Here is an 18406-nt window from a genome sequence, read left to right as displayed (position 1 = left end):
GAACGAGCAACGTGTGTCTGAATGGGTAGCACAAAGCGTGGCGAGGATCGACCCGGCGACATGTCTGTTCGTGGTCGACCACCTGGACGAGATCCTCGGCGAGACCCCCGATGGTGGGTTCGATATCCAAGCGAGCCTTGAGGTGTTGTCGTCGTGCGACCGGAGGCTGCCGTCGGGAATGGAAGCACGTCTCGCTCTTCCCTGGGGAGACAGCGTCACGCTGGAAACGGAGCTGCCGTCGCTGGACAGGGTTCCGGTTCTGGACCCGTACGAGCCGCCGTCCCTCTATGTTTTCTCCCGTGAATACTGGGCCATGCCGAACGACCGAGAAGAGCATCGGTGCCCGTATGACGGAAACCCGTGGGGAGATGCCTACGCGGTCGAGTATGTGTCCGGTCGTTCGCCTCGAGAGCGAGATCTCGATTGGGAGTTCACGAGAACGGTCTGGGTGCGCCCGAGAGAAACACCCTGAGCCTCGAGATCGAGAAGTGATCCGTCGCCATGGATCTCGGCGGCCAGGCTCAGGCACGGGCCCGAGGCGATGACCAGTCGGGCAACATCGTGTCAGTCGAGCAGCCGCTCGATCACTCGTGCCACACCGTCGTCGTCGTTCGAGGTGGTCGTCTCGTCGGCTGCGTCCTTCACCGGAGGTTCGGCGTCGGCCATCGCGACCCCGTGACCTGCCCAGCGGAGCATCTCGACGTCGTTGAGCGCATCGCCGAAGGCCACCACGTCGGCGCGGTCGATGCCGAGGTGGTCGCAGAGCCGGGCGAGGCCCGTCGCCTTGGTGACGCCCTCGGCCATGACCTCGACGAACGGGGCTCCGGAGAGCGTGGCCTCGAAGCCGGTGAGTCCGAGTGAGCGCACCACGTCGAACAGCGCGTCGGGCGCGAGCTCGGGGTGTCGGATCACGAACTTCAGGCTGGGAGCGGCGAGCACCTGCTCCAGAGGCACGCCGCCCATGGTCGCAGGGTCGCGTTTGTGGTCGGCGAGAGCGGCGATCGCGGCGTAGCCGTCTTGTGCCACGAACGTCTCGCCGGCGTCGCGCACGCTTGCGAACAGCAGGCCGGGGATGCTCGCGCGCAGAGCCTCGGCCAGCGTGCGGATCGTGTCAGCGGGAAGCTCTTCGGCGAACAGCATCCGCCCGTCGTCGAGGCGCACCGCGTACGCGCCGTTGCTGCACAGCGCCCAGCCGTCGAACCCGGCATCCGCCGCGATGGCCCGCAGCCCGATCGGCTGACGGGCGGTGACCGGCACGACGTGGATGCCACGGGCGCGCGCGGCGTCGAGAGCCGCGCGGGTGCGTGGGGTGACGGTCGATGTCGAATCGAGAAGGGTGCCGTCGAGATCGGTGGTGATCAGGCGCACACTCATGGGGTCGACATTCAGGAGAAGATCATCGGCATGTCGTCGTCGTCATCGGCGCCGCCGGTTCCGAGACGGCGGCTATCGAGGTCGACGACGACGGGAACGTGATCACTGGGCTGCTCGCCCTTGCGCTCGTCGCGGTGGATGGACGCGCCCTGCACGGCCTCGGCCAGCGTGCGCGAGCCGAGCACGAAGTCGATGCGCACGCCCTCGTTGCGCGGGAACTTCAGGCGCTGATAGTCCCAATAGGTGAAGCCTTCGGGTATCAGCGGGCGCACGACGTCGGTCACCCCGGCATCCTGGAACGCGAAGAACGCGTCGCGCTCCTGCGGAGAGACATGGGTGGACCGGCCGATCACGATGTCGGGATCGCCGTTGTCGACGTCGAACGGAATGATGTTGAAGTCGCCGACCAGGGCCAGCGGCAGGTCGGGGTTCGCCGACAGCTCGGCGGCCGTCGACTTCTTCAGCTGCTCCAACCAATGCAGCTTGTAGAGATAGTGCGGGTCTTCGAGGGAGCGGCCGTTGGGCACGTACAGGCTCCACACCCGAACCCCGTCGACCATCACGCCGAGCGCGCGGGCCTCGAGCGGAGCATCCGGCCCCTCATGCCCCTTCGCGAAGCCCGGCATGCCGTCGAACGACGTGCGCACATCGGTGACGGGCAGGCGGCTCGCGATCGCGACGCCGTTCCACTGATTCAGGCCGTGCACCTCGACGTGGTAGCCGGCCTCTTCGAACGGCCCGTAGGGGAACTGCTCGGGCTTGCACTTGATCTCCTGCATCGCCAGCACATCGATGTCTTCTCGGACGGCGAACTCGACGGTGCGGGTGACGCGGGTGCGGATGGAGTTGACGTTCCAGGTGGCCAAGCGCATGCCTCCAGCCTAGTTGCGAGATCCGACACACGAGCCCGCGCTGGGTCCGTCGCCCGCGACCTGTATGGCGGTCACCTGCATGACCGCCGGACGGATGCATGAGCCGCAAGGCCGGGAGTTCATGCATCCGGTCAAACCTCATGCCTCCGCGCAGTGCGTCCCAGGCTTCTACACTGGATGCCGTGACCGCACTCGACGCAGACCGCCAGACACTCCTCGACCTCATCAAGGACGAGGCGGTGTTCCACGGCGACTTCACCCTCTCCAGCGGCAAGAAGGCGACGTACTACGTCGACATGCGCAAGCTCACGCTGGACCACCGTGCCGCTCCCGCGATCGGCCGCATCATGCTCGACCTGATCGGCGACCTCGATGTCGTGGCCGTCGGCGGGCTCACGCTCGGCGCCGACCCGATCGCGAACTCGGTGCTGCACGCCTCGGTCGCCGCCGGCACTCCGCTCGACGCGTTCGTCGTGCGCAAGGAGCCGAAGGACCACGGCCGCGGCCGCCAGATCGAAGGCGCCGATGTCAAGGGCAAGCGCGTCGTCGTGCTCGAAGACACTTCGACCACCGGGCAGTCGGCGCTCAAGGCCGTCGAAGCCCTGCGCAAGGAAGGCGCCGAGATCGTCGCCGTCGCCGTGATCGTCGACCGCAAGACCGGTGCGCAGGCGGCGATCGAAGCCGAGGGCCTCGAGTGGCGCGCGGCCTTCGACCTCGACGACCTCGGACTCGACCCGCAGTGACCCGCTACGCCCTGGCCGTCGACGTCGGCGGCACCAAGATGGAGGCCGCGCTCGTCGCGGAGGACGGCGTGCTCGTCGAGGGCAGCCGGAGCCGGCAGACGACCGGTCGCGAAGCGACACTCGCGTCGCTCGACGCCTCGGTGGTCGCGATCGTCGAACATGCTCTCGCGGCTCTGCCCGCGGACGCCCTGCTCGTCGGAGCGGGAGTCGGCAGCGCCGGCCCCATCGACCGCACCGCCGGCGCGATCATGCCCGTGAACATGCCTCTGGCGCGTGGTTTCAGGCTCGAGGAGTCGGTCCGTGCGGCGGCATCCACGGTCATGGGGAGCGACGTGCCCACCGTGCTCGGTCACGACGGTGGTGCACTCGCGCTCGCCGAGTCTTGGCTCGGGGCCACGCAGGGGGCCGGTGCCTCGCTGTCGATCGTCGTCTCGACCGGAGTCGGTGGGGGCTTCGTCGCGAACGGTGCGTACATCCCCGGAGCCACCGGCAACGCCGGCCACCTCGGTCAGGTCCGTCGCGAAGGCGGTCTGACGCTCGAAGAGATCGCCTCAGGGCCGGCGAGTGCGGCCTGGGCGCAGCGGCAGGGATGGACAGGCGCCACGGGTGAAGACCTCGCACGGGATGCGGCTGCCGGTGACCTCGTCGCGCGGGCGGCGATCGAACGTTCGGCGCGCGAGGTGGGAGAGGCTCTCGCGGATGCCGCCACCCTCGTCGACCTCGACGTGGTCGCCATCGGCGGCGGATTCTCGCGGGTGTCGGCGGACTACATCGACCTCGTGCAGCAGGCTCTGACCGGCAGCGCGGCGCATGAGTACTCGCGTCGCACCCGGGTCGTGCGCTCGGGGCTCGGTGACGAGGGGCCGCTCATCGGCGCCGCCGCCCTCGTGCTGCGGTAGGGAGGTCCGTCCGCACGCGCTGATCAGCCGCGCGCCGCGAGCAGATGTCGTGGTGGTCCTTCGAGGCGGGCGACGGAGATCTTGAGGTCGGTGACGTCGGCGGCCACAGCGTCGATGCGGGTACTGAGCTTCTCATCGACGGCGTCGATGCGAGCTGTCAGCTTCTCGTCGACGGCATCGATGCGTGCGCTGAGCTTCTCGTCGACGGCGTCGATGCGGTCGGTCAGCTTCTGCTCCACCGTGTCGAAGCGGTCGTCGACCCGGCGGACCATCCAGGCGCCGGCGGCGAAGAGGCTGGTGCCGAGGGTGAGCACGATGCCGATGGCGCTGAGGACGATCGTGAGGGTCTCGGTGGTCACGGTCTCATCCTCTTCCCGTGGTGAGCAGGTGTCGTGGGGGTCCTTCGAGGCGGGCGACGGAGACCTTGAGGTCGGTGACGTCGGCGGCCACAGCGTCGATGCGGGTGCTGAGCTTCTCATCGACCGCGTCGATCCTGTCGTCGATGCGGCGGACCATCCAGGTGCCGGCGGCGAAGAGGCCCGTGGTGATCGTCAGCGCGACGCCGATCGCGCTGAGGACGATCGTGAGGACCTCGGTGGACACGCGCGCTCTCCTTTACTGCCGATGGGTGTGCTGCGGATAGGTATGTCAGCGAGGTTACGCCGCAGTCGCCCCTGTGTGCGCCGGTATTCCAGCATCTGTGAAGAGGCTGCCGGCGCCGCGAGATGTGGAGAGGAGGTCAGTCCGCAGCAGGTGTCGGCCGGGGCGATCGTGCGGCGACCAGCACGAGCATCGGGACGAGCGCGCACAGGGCGGCGGACACGAGGAACGTCGTGCTCGATGCCGGGTCTCGACCGATCAGGAGGATCAGGGCGGGCACGAAGGTGCCGCCCACGGCTCCGCACGCGACGAGGGCGCCGGTCACCGCGGCGCTGCGAGCGGGGTCGAGGTGGTCGAGCGCGAGGCCCAGGATGAGCCCGTAGCTCGGGGCGAGGAGCACGACCACGGCGGCCAATGCAACGAGTGCCCCCGCGGGTGCGGACGCCACCAGCAGTCCTGCGACCGCCATCAGGATCGCGGCGGCGCCCGTGGCGGTGATGAGGATCGCGATCGGTGACACGGAGAGACGGCGCAGGGCCGCCGCGCCGAAGCGACCGACGGCCATCAGCGTCCAGAACGCCGAGGTCCCCAGCGCGGCGAGGCCTGGGTCGACCCCGAGGATCCGCTCGGGGATCACGGCCGACCAGCCGGAGAGCACGGTCTCGACGCCGACGTAGAGGGGGAGGGCGACGGCGAACGGCAGGAGCACGAGCAGCCCGCGGACGTCGCGGCGCGCGGGAGCCGCGGTGCGGGCATCCGGCGACACCGACCCCGTGAGCATCGCGATCGTGAGCAGCGGAACGATCGCCAGGATGCCGAGCGTCGCACGCACACCCGAGCCGGCGGCGACGATCAGCGGGGTGACGGCGGCGCAGACGGCCACCGTGCCGAGCAGTGCGCTGAGCAGACCCGTCGCGCTGCCGACCGACAGGGACTTCGCGGCGACCGACCCGGAGGCCTCGACCAACCCGAACCCGAACCCGGCGACGACAGCCGCGGTGATGAACACGGCGGGCGTGCCGGCCAGGGCCACGGTGACGATCGCGGCGGCCTGGAGGGCGCTGCCGAGCATCAGCACGGTGCGCGGAGGCCGGCGCATCAGGAGCGGACTCGACGCCAGCACCCCGACCAGGAGCCCGGCGAACAGCGCGGGCACGGCGGCGCTGAGGTCGGCCGTGATCGTCCGCTCGGTGGAGGGGAGGATGGCGGGAACGAACGCGGCCGTGACCCCGAGACCCGCGAAGGCGGTGAACAGTCCCGTCCGCGCGCGTACGATCCCGTCGGTCACGCCCCCGCCGTCCGCACGCGGTGCACGGCGGCGAATGTGTCGCGCAGCGCCTCCATCGAGCGGTCGTAGTTCGACTGGGCGACGCCGATGAAGATGCAGTCGACCACCATGAGCTGGGCGATCCGGCTGCCGAGCGCGCCGGAGCGGAAGCCGGTCTCACGGGCGGCCGTCGTCAGCACGATGTCGGCCTGATCGGCCAGCGGTGCGCCGGCGTGGTTCGTGATCGCGATGGTGGTCGCTCCGGCCTGCCGGGCGAGCAGCAGGAACTCGATCGTGTCGGTGGTGGCACCGGTGTGCGACACCGCGATCGCGACATTGCCGGGGCCGAGCGTCGCCGCCGAGGTCCACGCCGCGTGCGGGTCCGACCACTCCAGCGCCGTGCGTCCGATACGGGTGAGCTTGCGCTGCAGGTCGAGTCCGACGATGGAGCTCGCGCCCACACCGAAGATGTCGACCCTGGTCGACGAGGTGATGGCGTCGACCGAGGCCCGCAGCGAATCGGTGTCGAGCACCTTGGCGGTGTCGGCGAGGGAGAGCGTCTCGGCGAGCGACACCTTCGCGACGATGTCGGTCAGGGTGTCGTTGCGGTCGATGTCGCCGGAGACGGCGGGGAGCGCGGCCGTGTCGAAGGTCTCGCGCTCGACGTCGCGCAGCACGTGGTTGCGCAGCTCGCGCACGTGCTCGTATCCGAGGCGTTTGCAGAACCGCACGACCGAGGTGGTCGAAGTGTCGCAGCGCTGGGCGAGCTCGGCGACGGAGAGGCCGGCGGTGCCCGCGGGGTCGGCGAGGAACAGATCGGCGATGCGCTGTTCACTCGGACGCAGTTCGGGGCGGATCGCGCGCATGCGGACGAGGACGGGGTGTGCGCCGGCATCGTCGCGGGCGGCTTCATGAGGCATGGGGTCTCCGATCACTGTTCATAACAGTAGAGGAACTTCTGTTACATCTGTAGTGACCTTCGTGTACTTTTGGTACCAACCACGACCGACGACGTTCACGGGGCGGCAGGCAACAGCGCCTGACCCGACGCCACGGCGGCGCGTCACATTCAGGAGGATCCAGCAATGAGCACAGCACGCTGGGCGTCACTCGGCGCTCTCACGGCGACGGGCCTCGCCTTCGCCCTCGTCATCACCGGGTGTTCCGCACCCGCATCCGACCCGAAGCCCTCCGAGGGCGCGGCGGGCGGCGACCTCGTCATCGGCGTCACCAGCGACCCGGACACCCTGTTCCCCTGGAAGGCCACCCAGTTCCAGGCCGTCAATGTGCTGCAGAACCTGTACGGCACGCTGACCGAGTTCGACGAGGACCTCAACGTGGTCCCCGGCCTCGCCGAGTCGTGGGACGTCTCCGAAGACGGCCTCACCCTGACCTTCCACCTGCGCGAGGGCGTCACGTTCGCCGACGGGAGCACCTTCGGTTCGGAAGACGTCAAGTACTCGCTCGACGCGATCGCGGCTGAGGCGACGGCCGCCGTCGCGCGCAGCTCCCTCGCCTCGGTCACCGCGGTCGAGGCCACCGACGAGAAGACCGTCACCCTCACCCTCAGCGCTCCCGACGCCGCGCTCCCCGCGAACCTCGCCGTGATCAACATGGCGATGCTGTCCTCGGACGACACCGAAGAGGGGCTGAACACCACGCCGAACGGCACCGGCCCCTTCATCCTCGACGACCGCAAGGCGAGCCAGTCGATCACGCTCGCCAAGAACGAGGACTACTGGGGAGACACCGCGCTGCTCGACACGGTCGAGTTCCGCGTGATCCCCGACGAGTCGTCGATCGTCTCGGCGATGCAGTCCGGCAACGTGCAGCTGGCCGTGTTCGACGACCCGCTGGTCGCGCAGACCGCCGAGGGTGCCAATGTGGAGGTCGCCACGACCCCGCAGCTGAGCTACCACGCGCTGCAGCTGAACGCCACGCGCGGCGACCTCACCGACGTCAACGTGCGCCTCGCGATCCAGTGCGCGATCGACCGTCAGGAGGTGCTCGACACCGCTGCGCTCGGCGAGGGCGAGGTCACCGGCCCGATCACGTCGCCCGCGTACAAGTCCGACCCGGATGCCCGTCCGTGCCCCGAGCGCGACCTCGACAAGGCCGCCGAGTACCTGAAGAAGGCGGGCAAGGAAGACGGCGTCACCATCAAGACGATCGTCTCGCAGGGGGAGTACGCCACCTCGGTCAACGAGGCGCAGAACCTCAAGGCCCAGCTGGCGGACGCGAACATCACGCTCGACCTCGAGGTGCTCGAGTCCGGCGCGTTCGTCGACCGCTGGATCGCGGCCGACTTCGACGCGGCGGTCGCGCTCAACGGCGGTCGCCCCGACCCCGACGGCATGTACGGCCGGTACTTCACGAGCACCGGAAACCTGAACAAGGTCGCCGGCTACTCCTCGCCCGAGCTCGACGCACTGTTCGCCGAGGGCCGCCAGACGGCCGACCCGGACAAGCGGAAGGACATCTACGCGCAGGTCTCGGAGAACCTCGAGGACAACGCCGCGTGGATCTGGCTGTTCACGAGCTACACCTACACGGCGACCGCGTCGACCGTCGACGGCTTCGTCCCGATGGTGAACGGCTCGCTGCAGTACCTGCGGACCACCTCCATCAAGTAGCGGATCGAGGGGGCGCGGCCACCCCGCGCCCCCTCCCTCCCCGACGACAGGCACCCACACACGCGCATGTTCAGACAGCTCCTCCGCAACAGCGTGCTGCGACGCATCCTCGCAGCCCTCGGCACGCTCCTCGGCGTCGCCATCTTCGTCTTCCTGATGCTGCGCGCCATCCCCGGCGACCAGATCAGCTCCGGCCTCGGCACCGAGGCGGCCGCTCTCACGCCCTCGCAGCGCGCCGCCCTCGAGTCCTACTACGGCCTCGACCAGCCGCTCGTCGTGCAGTTCTTCTCGTGGCTGGGCAACATCTTCACCGGCAACCTCGGCTTCTCGTCACGGGCGCAGACGAGCGTCCTCGACCTCACCGCCGCCGCCCTCCCCGTGACGTTCGAGCTGGCGATCTTCTCGATCGTGATCGCGCTGGCCATCGGCATCCCGCTCGGCATGCTCTCCGCCTCGAAGCCCGACTCGTTCCGCGACGGCGTCGGACAGGTCGTCGGCCTCGCCGGTCTCTCCATCCCCGCGTTCCTGCTCGGCACGGCACTCCTGGCGATCCTCGCCTCGTCGTTCGGCTTCAACCCGAATGGCCAGGCCTACGCCACGCTGTTCGAGGATCCGCTGCTGAACCTCCAGCAGATGCTGCTGCCCTCGATCGTGCTCGGCTTCGGCATCGCCGCACCGATCATGCGCACCACCCGCACGGCCGTGCTCGAGATCCGCTCCAACGACTTCATCCGCACCGCCAGGGCGAAGGGCGTCCCTCCGCGTCGCCTGCAGGTGCGCCACGTGCTCGGCAACGCGCTGGTGCCCATCGTCACGATGACCGGCCTGCAGTTCGGCTACCTCCTCGGCGGTGCCGTCGTGGTCGAGCAGATCTTCTCGCTCCCCGGCATCGGACGCCAGGTGCTGCTCGGCATCCAGCAGAAGGAGTACGCGCTCGTGCAGAGCACCGTGCTCGTGATCGCGCTCGCCTTCGTCATCGTCAACCTGCTCACCGACCTGCTGTACCGGGTCATCGATCCTCGGGTGCGTGCCGCATGACCGACATCTCTCAGACTCCGGCCCTCGCCCCCGGCGGCGGGCGCACCATGGAGCGCGTGCGTCTCCTGCTGCGCAGCCGCAGCGGACTCACCGGCCTCATCATCGTGGTCCTGCTCGCCGTGCTGAGCCTCGTCTCGGCGTTCGGCCTGCTGCCTTTCGACCCGCTCGCGCAGGACCCGCCGTCTCGCCTGCAGCCGCCGTCGGCCGTGCACTGGTTCGGCACCGATCAGTTCGGGCGCGACGTGTTCTCGCGCGTCGCCGCCGGCGTCGCCAACTCGGCGCTGATCTCGGTCGTCGCCGTGGCCTTCGCGACCGTGGTCGGCACCGTGTGCGGGCTCATCGCCGGGTTCTACCGCGGCTTCTCGGACGGGGCGATCACCGCGGTCACGAACGTGCTGTTCGCCTTCCCGCCGCTGCTGCTCGCGCTCTCGCTGGCCTCGGTGTTCGAGCGCAATTGGTTCACCATCGCCGTGGCCATCGCGATCGTCTACGTGCCGATCTTCATCCGCGTCACCCGCGGGCCCGTGCTGTCGCTGCGCGAGGTCGAGTACGTCAAGGCCGCGAAGAGCACCGGCCAGAGCCGCATGGCGACCATGTTCCGCCACGTGCTGCCGAACATCACGTCGATCATCATCGTGCAGGTCACGCTCTCGCTCTCGTGGGCTGTGCTCACCGAGGCCTCGCTGAGCTTCCTCGGACTCGGCACGCCGCCGCCCGCACCCTCGCTCGGCTCGATGATCTTCGAGGCGCGCACGCTCGTCACGATCGCCCCGTGGACCATGATCGCGCCCGGCGTGATCGTGGTGCTCCTCGTCGTCGGACTGAACCTGCTCGGCGACGGGCTGCGCGACAGCCTCGATCCCCGGAACAGAGGGAAGCGATGACCATGGAGGATCTCGGTGGACTGGCCACGGAGGCCAGCGATCCCCGCTATGCGGAGCTCGACCTCATGAGCGTCGCCGAACTCGCGCAGACCATGAACGAGGCGGATGCCACGGTGCCCGCCGCGGTGCAACGTGCCCTCACGCAGATCGTGCCCGCGATCGAGGCGACGGCCGATCGCATGGCGCAGGGCGGACGCCTGGTCTACGTCGGCGCGGGCACCCCCGGCCGCATCGGTGTGCTCGACGCCTCGGAGTGCCCGCCCACCTTCAGCACCCCGCCCGAGCTGGTGTTCGCGATCATGGCCGGAGGGCCGGGCGCGATCGTGAACCCCGTCGAGGGAGCAGAGGACGACGCGGAAGCGGGCGCTGCGGCCATCGATGCCGCGGGCATCGGTCCGCTCGACACCGTGATCGGCATCGCCTCGAGCGGACGCACGCCCTACGTGATCGCCGCTGTCCGTCGGGCGCGCGAACGCGGTGCCCTCAGCATCGGTCTCTCCTGCAACGTCGGGACCGCCCTGAGCGCGGCGGCGGAGCACGGGATCGAGGTCGAGGTCGGCCCCGAGGTGCTCTCCGGCTCGACGCGGCTCAAGTCGGGTACGGCCCAGAAGCTCGTGCTCAACATGTTCTCGACCATCTCGATGGTGCGGAACGGCAAGGCCTACGGCAACCTGATGGTGGACGTGAAGGCCACCAACCACAAGCTCCGCGAGCGGGCGATCCGAATGGTGCAGACCATCGCGGATGTCGATCGGGGCGCGGCGAAGGCGGCACTGGAGGCGACCTCATACGACGTGAAGCTCGCGTCGATCATGATCCGCCGCGGCGAGGACCTCGCCGCGGCCACCGCACGACTGGACGCGGCCGACGGTCGGCTGCGCACTGCACTGGAGGAGAACTGATGCGCGTCCTCGGACTGATCTCCGGCACCTCGCACGACGGGATCGATGCCGCCGTCGTCGACTTCACGACCAGTGGCGGCTTCACCGCCCACGGCGTGGATCTGCACGGCACGGTGCTCGCGGCGACGAGCGTGCCCTACGCCCCCGAGCTGCGGGCGCGCCTGATCGCTGCGCTGCCACCGGCGCAGACCACGCTCGCCGAGGTGGCGGAGCTCGACACCCTCATCGGGCAGGCGTTCGCCGCGGTCGCGGCCGACATCGCGGCAGAGGTCGGCGGTGTCGATGCCGTGTGCTCGCACGGGCAGACCGTCTACCACTGGGTCGACGGCGCGCACGCGCTGGGCACCCTGCAGATCGGGCAGCCGGCCTGGATCGCCGAGAAGGTCGGCGCCCCCGTGGTCTCCGACATCCGCATCCGCGACATCACGGTCGGCGGCCACGGCGCCCCGCTGGTGTCGTTCCTCGACGAGCTGCTGCTGCGTTCGCGCGCCGGGGTCTCTGCAGCCCTCAACCTGGGCGGCATCTCGAACATGACCGTGGTGCGGCAGGACGGCCTTGTCGCGTACGACATCGGCCCCGCGAACGCACTGGTCGACGCGGTCATCGTCGAGCACGACCTCAACCCGCTCGGCTACGACGACGACGCCGCGATCGCCCGCACCGGTCAGGTCGACGAGGCGCTGCTGGCTGCTCTGCTCGACGACCCGTACTACGCTCTCACCCCGCCCAAGAGCACGGGCAAGGAGCACTTCCACCTCGGCTACGTGCAGGAGCACCTCGCCGCGCAGAACCGGGAGATCCCGGTCGCCGATGTGGTGCGCACCCTGACCGAGCTCACGGTCCGCACGGTCGCGGGGGACGTGGAGGCCGCCGGCATCGGGTTCCTCGCCGTGTCGGGCGGCGGATGCCGCAACCCGCTGATCCTCGACGGACTGCGCGCCGCGCTGCCGGACACCGAGGTCGTGCTGGCCGACGAGCTGGGCGCCGCGGCCGACAGCAAGGAGGCGATCCTCCTCGCTCTCATCGGCTGGTCCACGATGCACGGCGTCCCCGCGATCGTCCCCGGCGGCACCGGAGCGCGCGAGCCGCGCATCCTCGGCACCATCACGCCCGGTGTCGGACCGCTGCAGATGCCCGAACCCGTCGCCTCCATCGACTCCCTCGTGCTCACGGAGGCCGCGGCATCGTGAGCCTCCAGGTGCGCCCCGCGACCCCGGACGACCTGTCCGGGGTGCTCGAGGTGTTCCTCGCGTGCTGGCGCGAGAGCTACCGGGGTGTGCTGCCCGACGCGGCGATCGACGCGATGACCGATGAGCGTGCCGAGGCCCTGTGGCGCCGGGTGCTCGCCGAACCGGTCGGCGTCGTGCTCGTGGCCGTCCGCGACGGCGGGATCGTCGGGATCACCCGGTACGCCGCGACCACTGCCGACGACGGGCGGATCGACGGGGCCGTGCATTCCCTGTACGTTTCGCCACGCGCCCATGGCGGTGGGATCGGCGGCGCGCTGCTGGCGCAGGCGACCGCGGACCTGCGGGACGCCGGGGCCGAGGCCGCGACGCTGTGGGTGTTCGCGGCGAACGCGCCGTCGATCGGCTTCTACGAGGCGAAGGGCTGGCACCCCGACGGCGCCACCCACACGCAGCCGGAGTTCGGTGAGCCCGAACAGCGCATGCGCAAGGAGTGGGCATGAGCGGAGTCCTGAGTTGAGTGCCGTGGAGCGCATCCGCGTGCTCCGCGTCCCGTCGCCCCTGGTGCGTCCGTTCGTCACGGCGGTGCGGCAGACGGAGCACCTCGACGTCGTGCTCGTCGAGGTGAGCGACGTCGACGGTCGTCGAGGATACGGCGAAGCCGCCGTGAGCTGGCGCGTGACGGGGGAGAGTCCGCCGAGCGTCGCCGCCGTGGTGGCAGGACCCCTCGCCGAGGTCGTGCTCGGACGGAACGTCGGTGATCCCGGGATCGCCGCCGACATCGCCCGTGCAGTGTGGGGCAATGCCGCGGCCCGCAGCGCGGTCGAGTGCGCCGTCGCCGACCTCGCCGCCCAGCAGCGCGGACTCCCGCTTGCGCAGAGCCTCACGAGCGCACCGGCGCCCGCGCGCATCCGCACCGACATGACCCTGTCCGCGGGCGAGCCGTCCGCGCTGGCAGCCGTTTCCGAGGAGCACGTCGCCGCGGGCTTCGGATGCCTCAAGATCAAGGCGTCCGCGGCGCACGACACGGTCGCCGGGCTCCGGGCCGTGCGTGCCGCGGTCGGGCCTGCCATCACGCTGCGCGTCGACGCCAACCAGGCCTGGGATGTCGAGACCGCGATCCGGGTGATCCGGGCCGCCGAAGACGAGGGGCTCGGGCTCGAACTCGTCGAGCAGCCGGTCGCGGCGCACGACCTCGACGCGCTCGCCGCGGTCACGGCCGCCGTCGGCACGCCGATCATGGCCGACGAGTCGGTGCGCACGGCGCGGGATGTCCGGGTCGTCGCCGACCGTGGTGCCGCAGACCTCGTGAACATCAAGCTCGCCAAGACCGGCGGCCTGGCCGAGGCCTTCGTTGCGGCAGAAGTCGCCCGCACAGCGGGTCTGGGCGTGGTGATCGGCTGCATGATGGAATCGCACGTCGGCGTGACGGCCGCCGCCCACCTGGCCGCCGCTGTCGCCCCCGACGTGGTGCACGACCTGGATGCCGCGTTGTGGCTGCGGAGCTCGCCCGTGGTGGGTGGCGTGGCGCTGTCCGGAGACATGCTGGAACCCGGATCGGGCACCGGACTGGGCATCACCACCCTCGCATCCGATACCCGGCCCGACACCCTCGTCGACCTCGTCGACCGCTCGGAGGTGCGCGCATGACCGCCGCCGTTGCCGTCACCGCTGTTCTGGCGACGGATGCCGCGCCGCGGGGCGCCGTCGCCGGTGTCGTGACCGATGCGGGCCGTGACGTCGCCGCGGGTGGTCTGGCGGACCTGGCCGGAACCCCGATGACCACCGCGACTTCCTTCGACATCGCCTCGGTGTCGAAGGTCGCCGCGACGACGACCGCGATCCTGCGACTGGTCAGCCGCGGTGACCTCGGCTTCGACGACCCGGTCGACCGTTTCGTGCCCGGCACCGCCTGCGCCCCGGGCACGACCGTGCGCCACCTCCTGCAGCATCGTGCGGGCCTGTGGGAATGGCAGCCGCTGTACCTCGACCGCGAGCACGCCGGTGATGCCGCTGCGGCCGCCGACGCCCTCCCGCTGCGCTACGGCCTCGACGAAGGTCGTCATTACTCCGACCTCGGGTTCATGCTCCTCGGCCGCATCGTCGCGGCCGTCACCGGACTGCCCCTGGATGCCGCGGTGCGCGAACTGGTGACCGCGCCCCTCGGCCTCGATCACACCGGGTACGGACCCGTCGACCGCCCCGTCGCCTCGTCCGCCGTGGGCGACGCCGCCGAGCGTCGCATGGTCGCGACCGGAGAGCCGTATCCGATCCTCACCGTCGACAAGGACTTCGCCTGGCGTGACGGCGAGATCGCCGGCGTCGCGAACGACGGCAACTGCTTCCATGCGTTCGGGGGTGTCTCCGGTCACGCCGGGCTGTTCAGCACCGTCGATGACCTGCTGACCCTGGGGGCGGCGCTCGCCGCTCCGGAGCGGCATCCGGAGCTGTGGGGGCCGGATACGGTTGCCGAACTGTTCCGGGACGGACCGGATGCCGGGCAGGCGCTGGGCTGGCGCAGCGAGACGATCGCCGTCTCCGGGCGGCCGACCCGCATGGTCTGGCACCCCGGCTACACCGGCTGCGCCCTCGGGCTCGTTCCGGGAACGGGAGCAGCCGCCGTGCTGCTGACCAACCGCCTGTTCGCGGTCACACCCGCACCGACCGATCTGCTGTGGCGCGCCGCGCTTCCCGCACTCCTCGACGACCACGAACCTCTCCGCGAAAACGAAGGAACGAGAACACCATGAGCACCACCGAGCCCGTGCTGAGCATCAGCGGCCTCGCCGTCGCCTTCCGGACCGGTTCCGAGCTGGTCACCGCGATCAGCGACGTGAACATCGACATCGCCGCCGGTGAGACGGTCGCGATCGTGGGCGAGTCGGGGTCGGGCAAGTCGACCACCGCGGCCGCGGTCAACCGTCTGCTCCCCGAGAACGGGGTGATCACGGCCGGCAGCATCCGCTTCGACGGGCGCGAGCTGACCGACCTGCCCGAGAACGCGATGATCTCCCTGCGCGGCGCCGGGATCGGCCTCGTGCCGCAGGACCCGATGTCGAACCTCAATCCGCTCATGCGCGTGGGCGAGCAGATCGGCGAGGCGCTCGAGGTGCACGGCCACACACACGGCGATGCCACGAAGGCGCGGGTCGTCGAGCTGCTCGAGATGGTGGGGATCGCGGATGCCGCGCAGCGCGCCCACCAGTACCCGCACGAGTTCTCCGGCGGCATGCGCCAGCGCGTGCTGATCGCGATGGGTCTGGCCTGCAAGCCGCGCCTGCTGATCGCGGACGAGCCCACCTCCGCCCTCGATGTGACCGTGCAGCGACGCATCCTGGACCAGCTCGACACGCTCACCGACGAGCTCGGCACCGCGGTGTTCCTGATCACGCACGACCTGGCCCTCGCCGCGGAGCGCGCCGACCGCATCGTCGTGATGTTCCGCGGCCGCGTCGTCGAGGAGGGCACCTCGGCGCAGGTGCTCGGCGCCCCGCAGCACGAGTACACCCGGCAGCTGCTCGCCGCGGCCCCGAGCCTCGCCTCGCGCCGGGATGCGCTGCCGCAGCGCGAGGCCGCCACGGGCACGCCCTTCGTCGAGATCCGGAACCTCCGCAAGGAGTTCGCCCTCCGCGCGCCCAAGGCCGGGGAGCCGCAGACCTTCACGGCCGTCGACGGCGTCAGCTTCGAGATCCGCCGCGGCACCACGGTGTCGATCGTGGGAGAGTCGGGCTCCGGCAAGTCCACCACCGCGAACATGGTGCTCGGGCTCGAAGACGCCACGTCCGGCTCGATCCTGTTCGACGGGCTCGACCTCACCACGCTCCGCCGCAAGGAGCTGTTCGCCCTGCGTCGTCGTGTGCAGCCGGTGTTCCAGAATCCCTACGCCTCGCTCGACCCGCGCTACACGATCGAGCAGTCGATCGCCGAGCCGTTGCGCGTGCACCGCATCGGCACCACGGCCTCGCGTCACGCGCGCGTGCTCGAGCTGTTGGAGCAGGTCGCGCTGCCGGCCGCCATGGCCGAGCGCCTGCCGCACGAGCTCTCGGGCGGACAGCGTCAGCGTGTGGCGATCGCCCGGGCCCTGGCGCTCGAACCCGAGCTCGTGGTGCTCGACGAGGCGGTGTCGGCGCTCGACGTGCTGGTGCAGGCGCAGATCCTCGACCTGCTCGCCGATCTGCAGAAGCGCCTGGGCCTGAGCTACCTCTTCATCAGCCATGACCTCGCCGTGGTGCGGATGATCTCCGACGACGTGCACGTCATGCAGCGCGGTGTCGTGGTCGAGAGCGGCACGCCCGAGCGCATCTTCGACGCCCCGCAGCACCCGTACACGCGCGAGCTGCTGGCCGCGATCCCCGGGGCTTCGCTGGCGTCCTGACAGAGTTCCGATCCCGCGAGGTTCTCCGGCGGCCGCAGGCTCAGCGTCTGCGGTCGTCGTCGTCCCAGGGGCCTTCCCACCAGCCGGCGCGCCCGTCGTCCGAGCCGCCGCGTCCTCGACGCGAGCGCACGAACTGCACGATGAACACCGTCAGCGAGCTGAGCAGGATGAGGAAGACGACGAGGAACAGCAGGTCGTTCTGGTTCACGGGCGTTTCCCCTCCGCGGCATCCGCCACGATCTTCGCGATGCGGGCCGACCGGGTCTCCGGGCGTTTGGCCATCGCGATGTGCGTGAGGCCGAACTTCTTGACCGACTTCGGGAACGCGTCCCAGTTTTCGCGCGCGGCGGGGACGGCATCGAGCGCGGCGGCGAACTCCTCGGGTTCGATCCCGGCCTCCGGTCCGTCGAGAACCGTCCAGGAGCCGTTCGCCTTCGCCACCTCGAGCACACGGATGCCAGCGGGAGCCAGCAGCCCCTCGGCCTCGAGCTCCGCGATGCGCGCCTTGTTCGTGGCCGCCCAGCCGCTGCCGGGACGACGAGGAGAGAACCACTGACCGTTGGCGCGGTCGCCCGTGCCGTCGTCGAACACGCGCACCGGGCCGTCGATCCATCCGAAGCAGAGTGCCTGCCGCACGGCGTCCTCGTAGCCGACGCCGTCGGACGATCCGCGCACGCTGAGCAGCCAGACGCCCGCCGTGCGCTCATGGTTCTCCGCGAGCCAGGCGCGCCAGGCCGCGGCATCAGCCGCTCTGAGCCGTTCGCCGTCGTCGAGCGCGCCCATGGGCTACTTCTTGGTCTTCACCGTCGTGATCGTCTCGGTGATCCGCGGCAGCAGGTCGGCCACGGACTGCACGATCTCGTCGGGGCGGAACGGGTACTTCTCGATCTCGGCCTGATCGCTGATGCCGGTGAGTACCAGCACCGTGTGCAGGCCGGCCTCGATGCCGGCGACCACGTCGGTGTCCATGCGGTCGCCGATCATGCCGGTGCGCTTCGAGTGCGCGCCGATCTTGTTCAACGCCGAACGGAACATCATCGGGTTCGGCTTGCCGACGACGTACGGCTCCTTGCCGGTGGCCTTGGTGATGAGGGCGGCGATCGCTCCGGTGGCGGGGAGCGGTCCGTCGGTGCTCGGGCCCGTGGCGTCGGGGTTCGTGACGATGAAGCGCGCGCCGCCGATGATGAGGCGGATGGCCTTGGTGATCGCCTCGAACGAGTAGTTGCGCGTCTCGCCGACGACCACGAAGTCGGGGTTCGTCTCGGTCATGATGAAGCCGGCGTCGTGCAGGGCGGTGAGGATACCGGCCTCGCCGATCACGAACGCCGAGCCGCCGGGGAGCTGCTGCTTCAGGAAGTCGGCGGTCGCGAGCGCCGAGGTCCAGATGCGCTCCTCCGGCACGTGCAGCCCGCTGATGCGGAGGCGTGCCGACAGGTCGCGCGCGGTGAAGATCGAGTTGTTCGTGAGCACCAGGTACGGGATGCCTGCGCTCTCCCATCCGGCGAGCAGTTCGGAGGCTCCGGGGATGGCGTCGTTCTCATGGACGAGCACGCCGTCCATGTCGGTCAGCCAGCATTCGATGTCGTCACGTTGTGCCATGTGCACAGCCTAGAGGCCGGAGGTGACGCGCAC

At 70.0% G+C, this 18406-nt stretch carries 21 protein-coding genes; 12 read left to right on the top strand and 9 right to left on the bottom strand.

Annotated features, from left to right (window positions below; all coding sequences use genetic code 11):
- Positions 1–37: 37 nt before the first annotated feature.
- Positions 38–472 (top strand): hypothetical protein, encoded by a 435-nt coding sequence (locus ABDC25_RS16955; protein WP_347123785.1) that lies wholly within the window; start codon positions 38–40, stop codon positions 470–472.
- A 92-nt stretch (positions 473–564) separates the two neighbouring features.
- Here the strand turns inward: ABDC25_RS16955 and ABDC25_RS16950 are convergent, their stop codons facing one another.
- The gene (locus ABDC25_RS16950; RefSeq protein ID WP_347123783.1) at positions 565–1374 is read right to left on the bottom strand and encodes an HAD family hydrolase; all 810 of its coding nucleotides are present in this window, start codon (positions 1372–1374) and stop codon (positions 565–567) included.
- An 11-nt stretch (positions 1375–1385) separates the two neighbouring features.
- The gene (locus tag ABDC25_RS16945) at positions 1386–2246 is read right to left on the bottom strand and encodes an exodeoxyribonuclease III (RefSeq protein ID WP_167255304.1); all 861 of its coding nucleotides are present in this window, start codon (positions 2244–2246) and stop codon (positions 1386–1388) included.
- A 182-nt stretch (positions 2247–2428) separates the two neighbouring features.
- On the opposite strand from ABDC25_RS16945, the gene pyrE reads away from it, so the two are divergent.
- Positions 2429–2989: an orotate phosphoribosyltransferase gene (gene pyrE / locus ABDC25_RS16940; protein ID WP_021198216.1), complete on the top strand. Its 561-nt coding sequence runs from the start codon at positions 2429–2431 to the stop codon at positions 2987–2989.
- Entirely contained in the window at positions 2986–3888 is a 903-nt protein-coding gene (locus ABDC25_RS16935; protein ID WP_167255306.1) for an ROK family protein, read from the top strand. Before pyrE ends, ABDC25_RS16935 begins: the two co-directional genes overlap by 4 nt.
- Positions 3889–3911: 23 nt before the next feature.
- Here ABDC25_RS16935 and ABDC25_RS16930 read toward each other — a convergent pair whose 3' ends face one another.
- The 4 genes from ABDC25_RS16930 to ABDC25_RS16915 form a co-directional block, all read right to left on the bottom strand.
- Positions 3912–4247, bottom strand: coding sequence for a hypothetical protein (locus ABDC25_RS16930; RefSeq protein WP_347123780.1), 336 nt, complete (start codon positions 4245–4247; stop codon positions 3912–3914).
- A 4-nt stretch (positions 4248–4251) separates the two neighbouring features.
- A complete protein-coding gene (locus ABDC25_RS16925; protein ID WP_347123778.1) occupies positions 4252–4491 on the bottom strand; it encodes a hypothetical protein in 240 nt (79 codons plus the stop codon).
- Positions 4492–4627: 136 nt separating this feature from the next.
- Positions 4628–5776, bottom strand: coding sequence for an MFS transporter (locus ABDC25_RS16920; protein ID WP_167255310.1), 1149 nt, complete (start codon positions 5774–5776; stop codon positions 4628–4630).
- Complete coding sequence (locus ABDC25_RS16915) at positions 5773–6675, bottom strand: MurR/RpiR family transcriptional regulator (RefSeq protein ID WP_029266345.1); 903 nt, start codon at positions 6673–6675, stop codon at positions 5773–5775. The genes ABDC25_RS16920 and ABDC25_RS16915 overlap by 4 nt, the downstream gene beginning before the upstream one ends.
- A gap of 165 nt (positions 6676–6840) precedes the next feature.
- On the opposite strand from ABDC25_RS16915, the gene ABDC25_RS16910 reads away from it, so the two are divergent.
- From ABDC25_RS16910 to ABDC25_RS16870, 9 genes are all read left to right on the top strand, one after another.
- Entirely contained in the window at positions 6841–8388 is a 1548-nt protein-coding gene (locus tag ABDC25_RS16910) for an ABC transporter substrate-binding protein (protein WP_021198222.1), read from the top strand.
- A gap of 66 nt (positions 8389–8454) precedes the next feature.
- A complete protein-coding gene (locus tag ABDC25_RS16905; RefSeq protein WP_021198223.1) occupies positions 8455–9426 on the top strand; it encodes an ABC transporter permease in 972 nt (323 codons plus the stop codon).
- The gene (locus ABDC25_RS16900) at positions 9423–10310 is read left to right on the top strand and encodes an ABC transporter permease (RefSeq protein WP_021198224.1); all 888 of its coding nucleotides are present in this window, start codon (positions 9423–9425) and stop codon (positions 10308–10310) included. Before ABDC25_RS16905 ends, ABDC25_RS16900 begins: the two co-directional genes overlap by 4 nt.
- Positions 10307–11212, top strand: a complete 906-nt coding sequence (gene murQ / locus ABDC25_RS16895; protein WP_347123775.1) for an N-acetylmuramic acid 6-phosphate etherase — start codon at positions 10307–10309, stop codon at positions 11210–11212. The genes ABDC25_RS16900 and murQ overlap by 4 nt, the downstream gene beginning before the upstream one ends.
- Complete coding sequence (locus tag ABDC25_RS16890) at positions 11212–12402, top strand: anhydro-N-acetylmuramic acid kinase (RefSeq protein WP_347123773.1); 1191 nt, start codon at positions 11212–11214, stop codon at positions 12400–12402. Before murQ ends, ABDC25_RS16890 begins: the two co-directional genes overlap by 1 nt.
- Complete coding sequence (locus ABDC25_RS16885; protein ID WP_347123771.1) at positions 12399–12902, top strand: GNAT family N-acetyltransferase; 504 nt, start codon at positions 12399–12401, stop codon at positions 12900–12902. Before ABDC25_RS16890 ends, ABDC25_RS16885 begins: the two co-directional genes overlap by 4 nt.
- Before the next feature lie 22 nt (positions 12903–12924).
- Entirely contained in the window at positions 12925–14049 is a 1125-nt protein-coding gene (locus tag ABDC25_RS16880; protein WP_347126020.1) for a dipeptide epimerase, read from the top strand.
- The gene (locus tag ABDC25_RS16875) at positions 14046–15149 is read left to right on the top strand and encodes a serine hydrolase domain-containing protein (protein WP_347123769.1); all 1104 of its coding nucleotides are present in this window, start codon (positions 14046–14048) and stop codon (positions 15147–15149) included. The genes ABDC25_RS16880 and ABDC25_RS16875 overlap by 4 nt, the downstream gene beginning before the upstream one ends.
- On the top strand, positions 15146–16774 hold the full coding sequence (locus tag ABDC25_RS16870) for an ABC transporter ATP-binding protein (RefSeq protein WP_029266335.1): 1629 nt from the start codon (positions 15146–15148) through the stop codon (positions 16772–16774). The genes ABDC25_RS16875 and ABDC25_RS16870 overlap by 4 nt, the downstream gene beginning before the upstream one ends.
- A gap of 40 nt (positions 16775–16814) precedes the next feature.
- Here ABDC25_RS16870 and ABDC25_RS16865 read toward each other — a convergent pair whose 3' ends face one another.
- From ABDC25_RS16865 to ABDC25_RS16855, 3 genes are read right to left on the bottom strand one after another with little or no spacing between them, the layout of a single operon-like run.
- Entirely contained in the window at positions 16815–16982 is a 168-nt protein-coding gene (locus ABDC25_RS16865; protein ID WP_021198231.1) for a hypothetical protein, read from the bottom strand.
- The gene (locus ABDC25_RS16860; RefSeq protein ID WP_347123766.1) at positions 16979–17557 is read right to left on the bottom strand and encodes a YdeI/OmpD-associated family protein; all 579 of its coding nucleotides are present in this window, start codon (positions 17555–17557) and stop codon (positions 16979–16981) included. The genes ABDC25_RS16865 and ABDC25_RS16860 overlap by 4 nt, the downstream gene beginning before the upstream one ends.
- 3 nt (positions 17558–17560) lie before the next feature.
- Complete coding sequence (locus tag ABDC25_RS16855; RefSeq protein ID WP_021198233.1) at positions 17561–18373, bottom strand: HAD-IIA family hydrolase; 813 nt, start codon at positions 18371–18373, stop codon at positions 17561–17563.
- Positions 18374–18406 lie beyond the last annotated feature (33 nt).

Origin of the sequence: Microbacterium sp. SY138, from assembly GCF_039729145.1 — a bacterium.
GTDB lineage: Bacteria > Actinomycetota > Actinomycetes > Actinomycetales > Microbacteriaceae > Microbacterium > Microbacterium maritypicum_A.
The sequence above is the reverse complement of the archived record's forward strand: the minus strand, read 5'-3'. Positions and strand labels throughout refer to the sequence as shown.

Excerpts from the sequence above, each read along its gene's own strand:
- ABDC25_RS16950 (WP_347123783.1), bottom strand. The coding sequence starts at position 1,374 with ATGAGTGTGCGCCTGATCACCACCGATCTCGACGGCACCCTTCTCGAT.
- ABDC25_RS16945 (WP_167255304.1), bottom strand. The coding sequence starts at position 2,246 with ATGCGCTTGGCCACCTGGAACGTCAACTCCATCCGCACCCGCGTCACC.
- ABDC25_RS16915 (WP_029266345.1), bottom strand. The coding sequence starts at position 6,675 with ATGCCTCATGAAGCCGCCCGCGACGATGCCGGCGCACACCCCGTCCTC.
- ABDC25_RS16910 (WP_021198222.1), top strand. The coding sequence starts at position 6,841 with ATGAGCACAGCACGCTGGGCGTCACTCGGCGCTCTCACGGCGACGGGC.
- ABDC25_RS16905 (WP_021198223.1), top strand. The coding sequence starts at position 8,455 with ATGTTCAGACAGCTCCTCCGCAACAGCGTGCTGCGACGCATCCTCGCA.
- ABDC25_RS16900 (WP_021198224.1), top strand. The coding sequence starts at position 9,423 with ATGACCGACATCTCTCAGACTCCGGCCCTCGCCCCCGGCGGCGGGCGC.
- murQ (WP_347123775.1), top strand. The coding sequence starts at position 10,307 with ATGACCATGGAGGATCTCGGTGGACTGGCCACGGAGGCCAGCGATCCC.
- ABDC25_RS16890 (WP_347123773.1), top strand. The coding sequence starts at position 11,212 with ATGCGCGTCCTCGGACTGATCTCCGGCACCTCGCACGACGGGATCGAT.
- ABDC25_RS16875 (WP_347123769.1), top strand. The coding sequence starts at position 14,046 with ATGACCGCCGCCGTTGCCGTCACCGCTGTTCTGGCGACGGATGCCGCG.
- ABDC25_RS16870 (WP_029266335.1), top strand. The coding sequence starts at position 15,146 with ATGAGCACCACCGAGCCCGTGCTGAGCATCAGCGGCCTCGCCGTCGCC.
- ABDC25_RS16860 (WP_347123766.1), bottom strand. The coding sequence starts at position 17,557 with ATGGGCGCGCTCGACGACGGCGAACGGCTCAGAGCGGCTGATGCCGCG.
- ABDC25_RS16855 (WP_021198233.1), bottom strand. The coding sequence starts at position 18,373 with ATGGCACAACGTGACGACATCGAATGCTGGCTGACCGACATGGACGGC.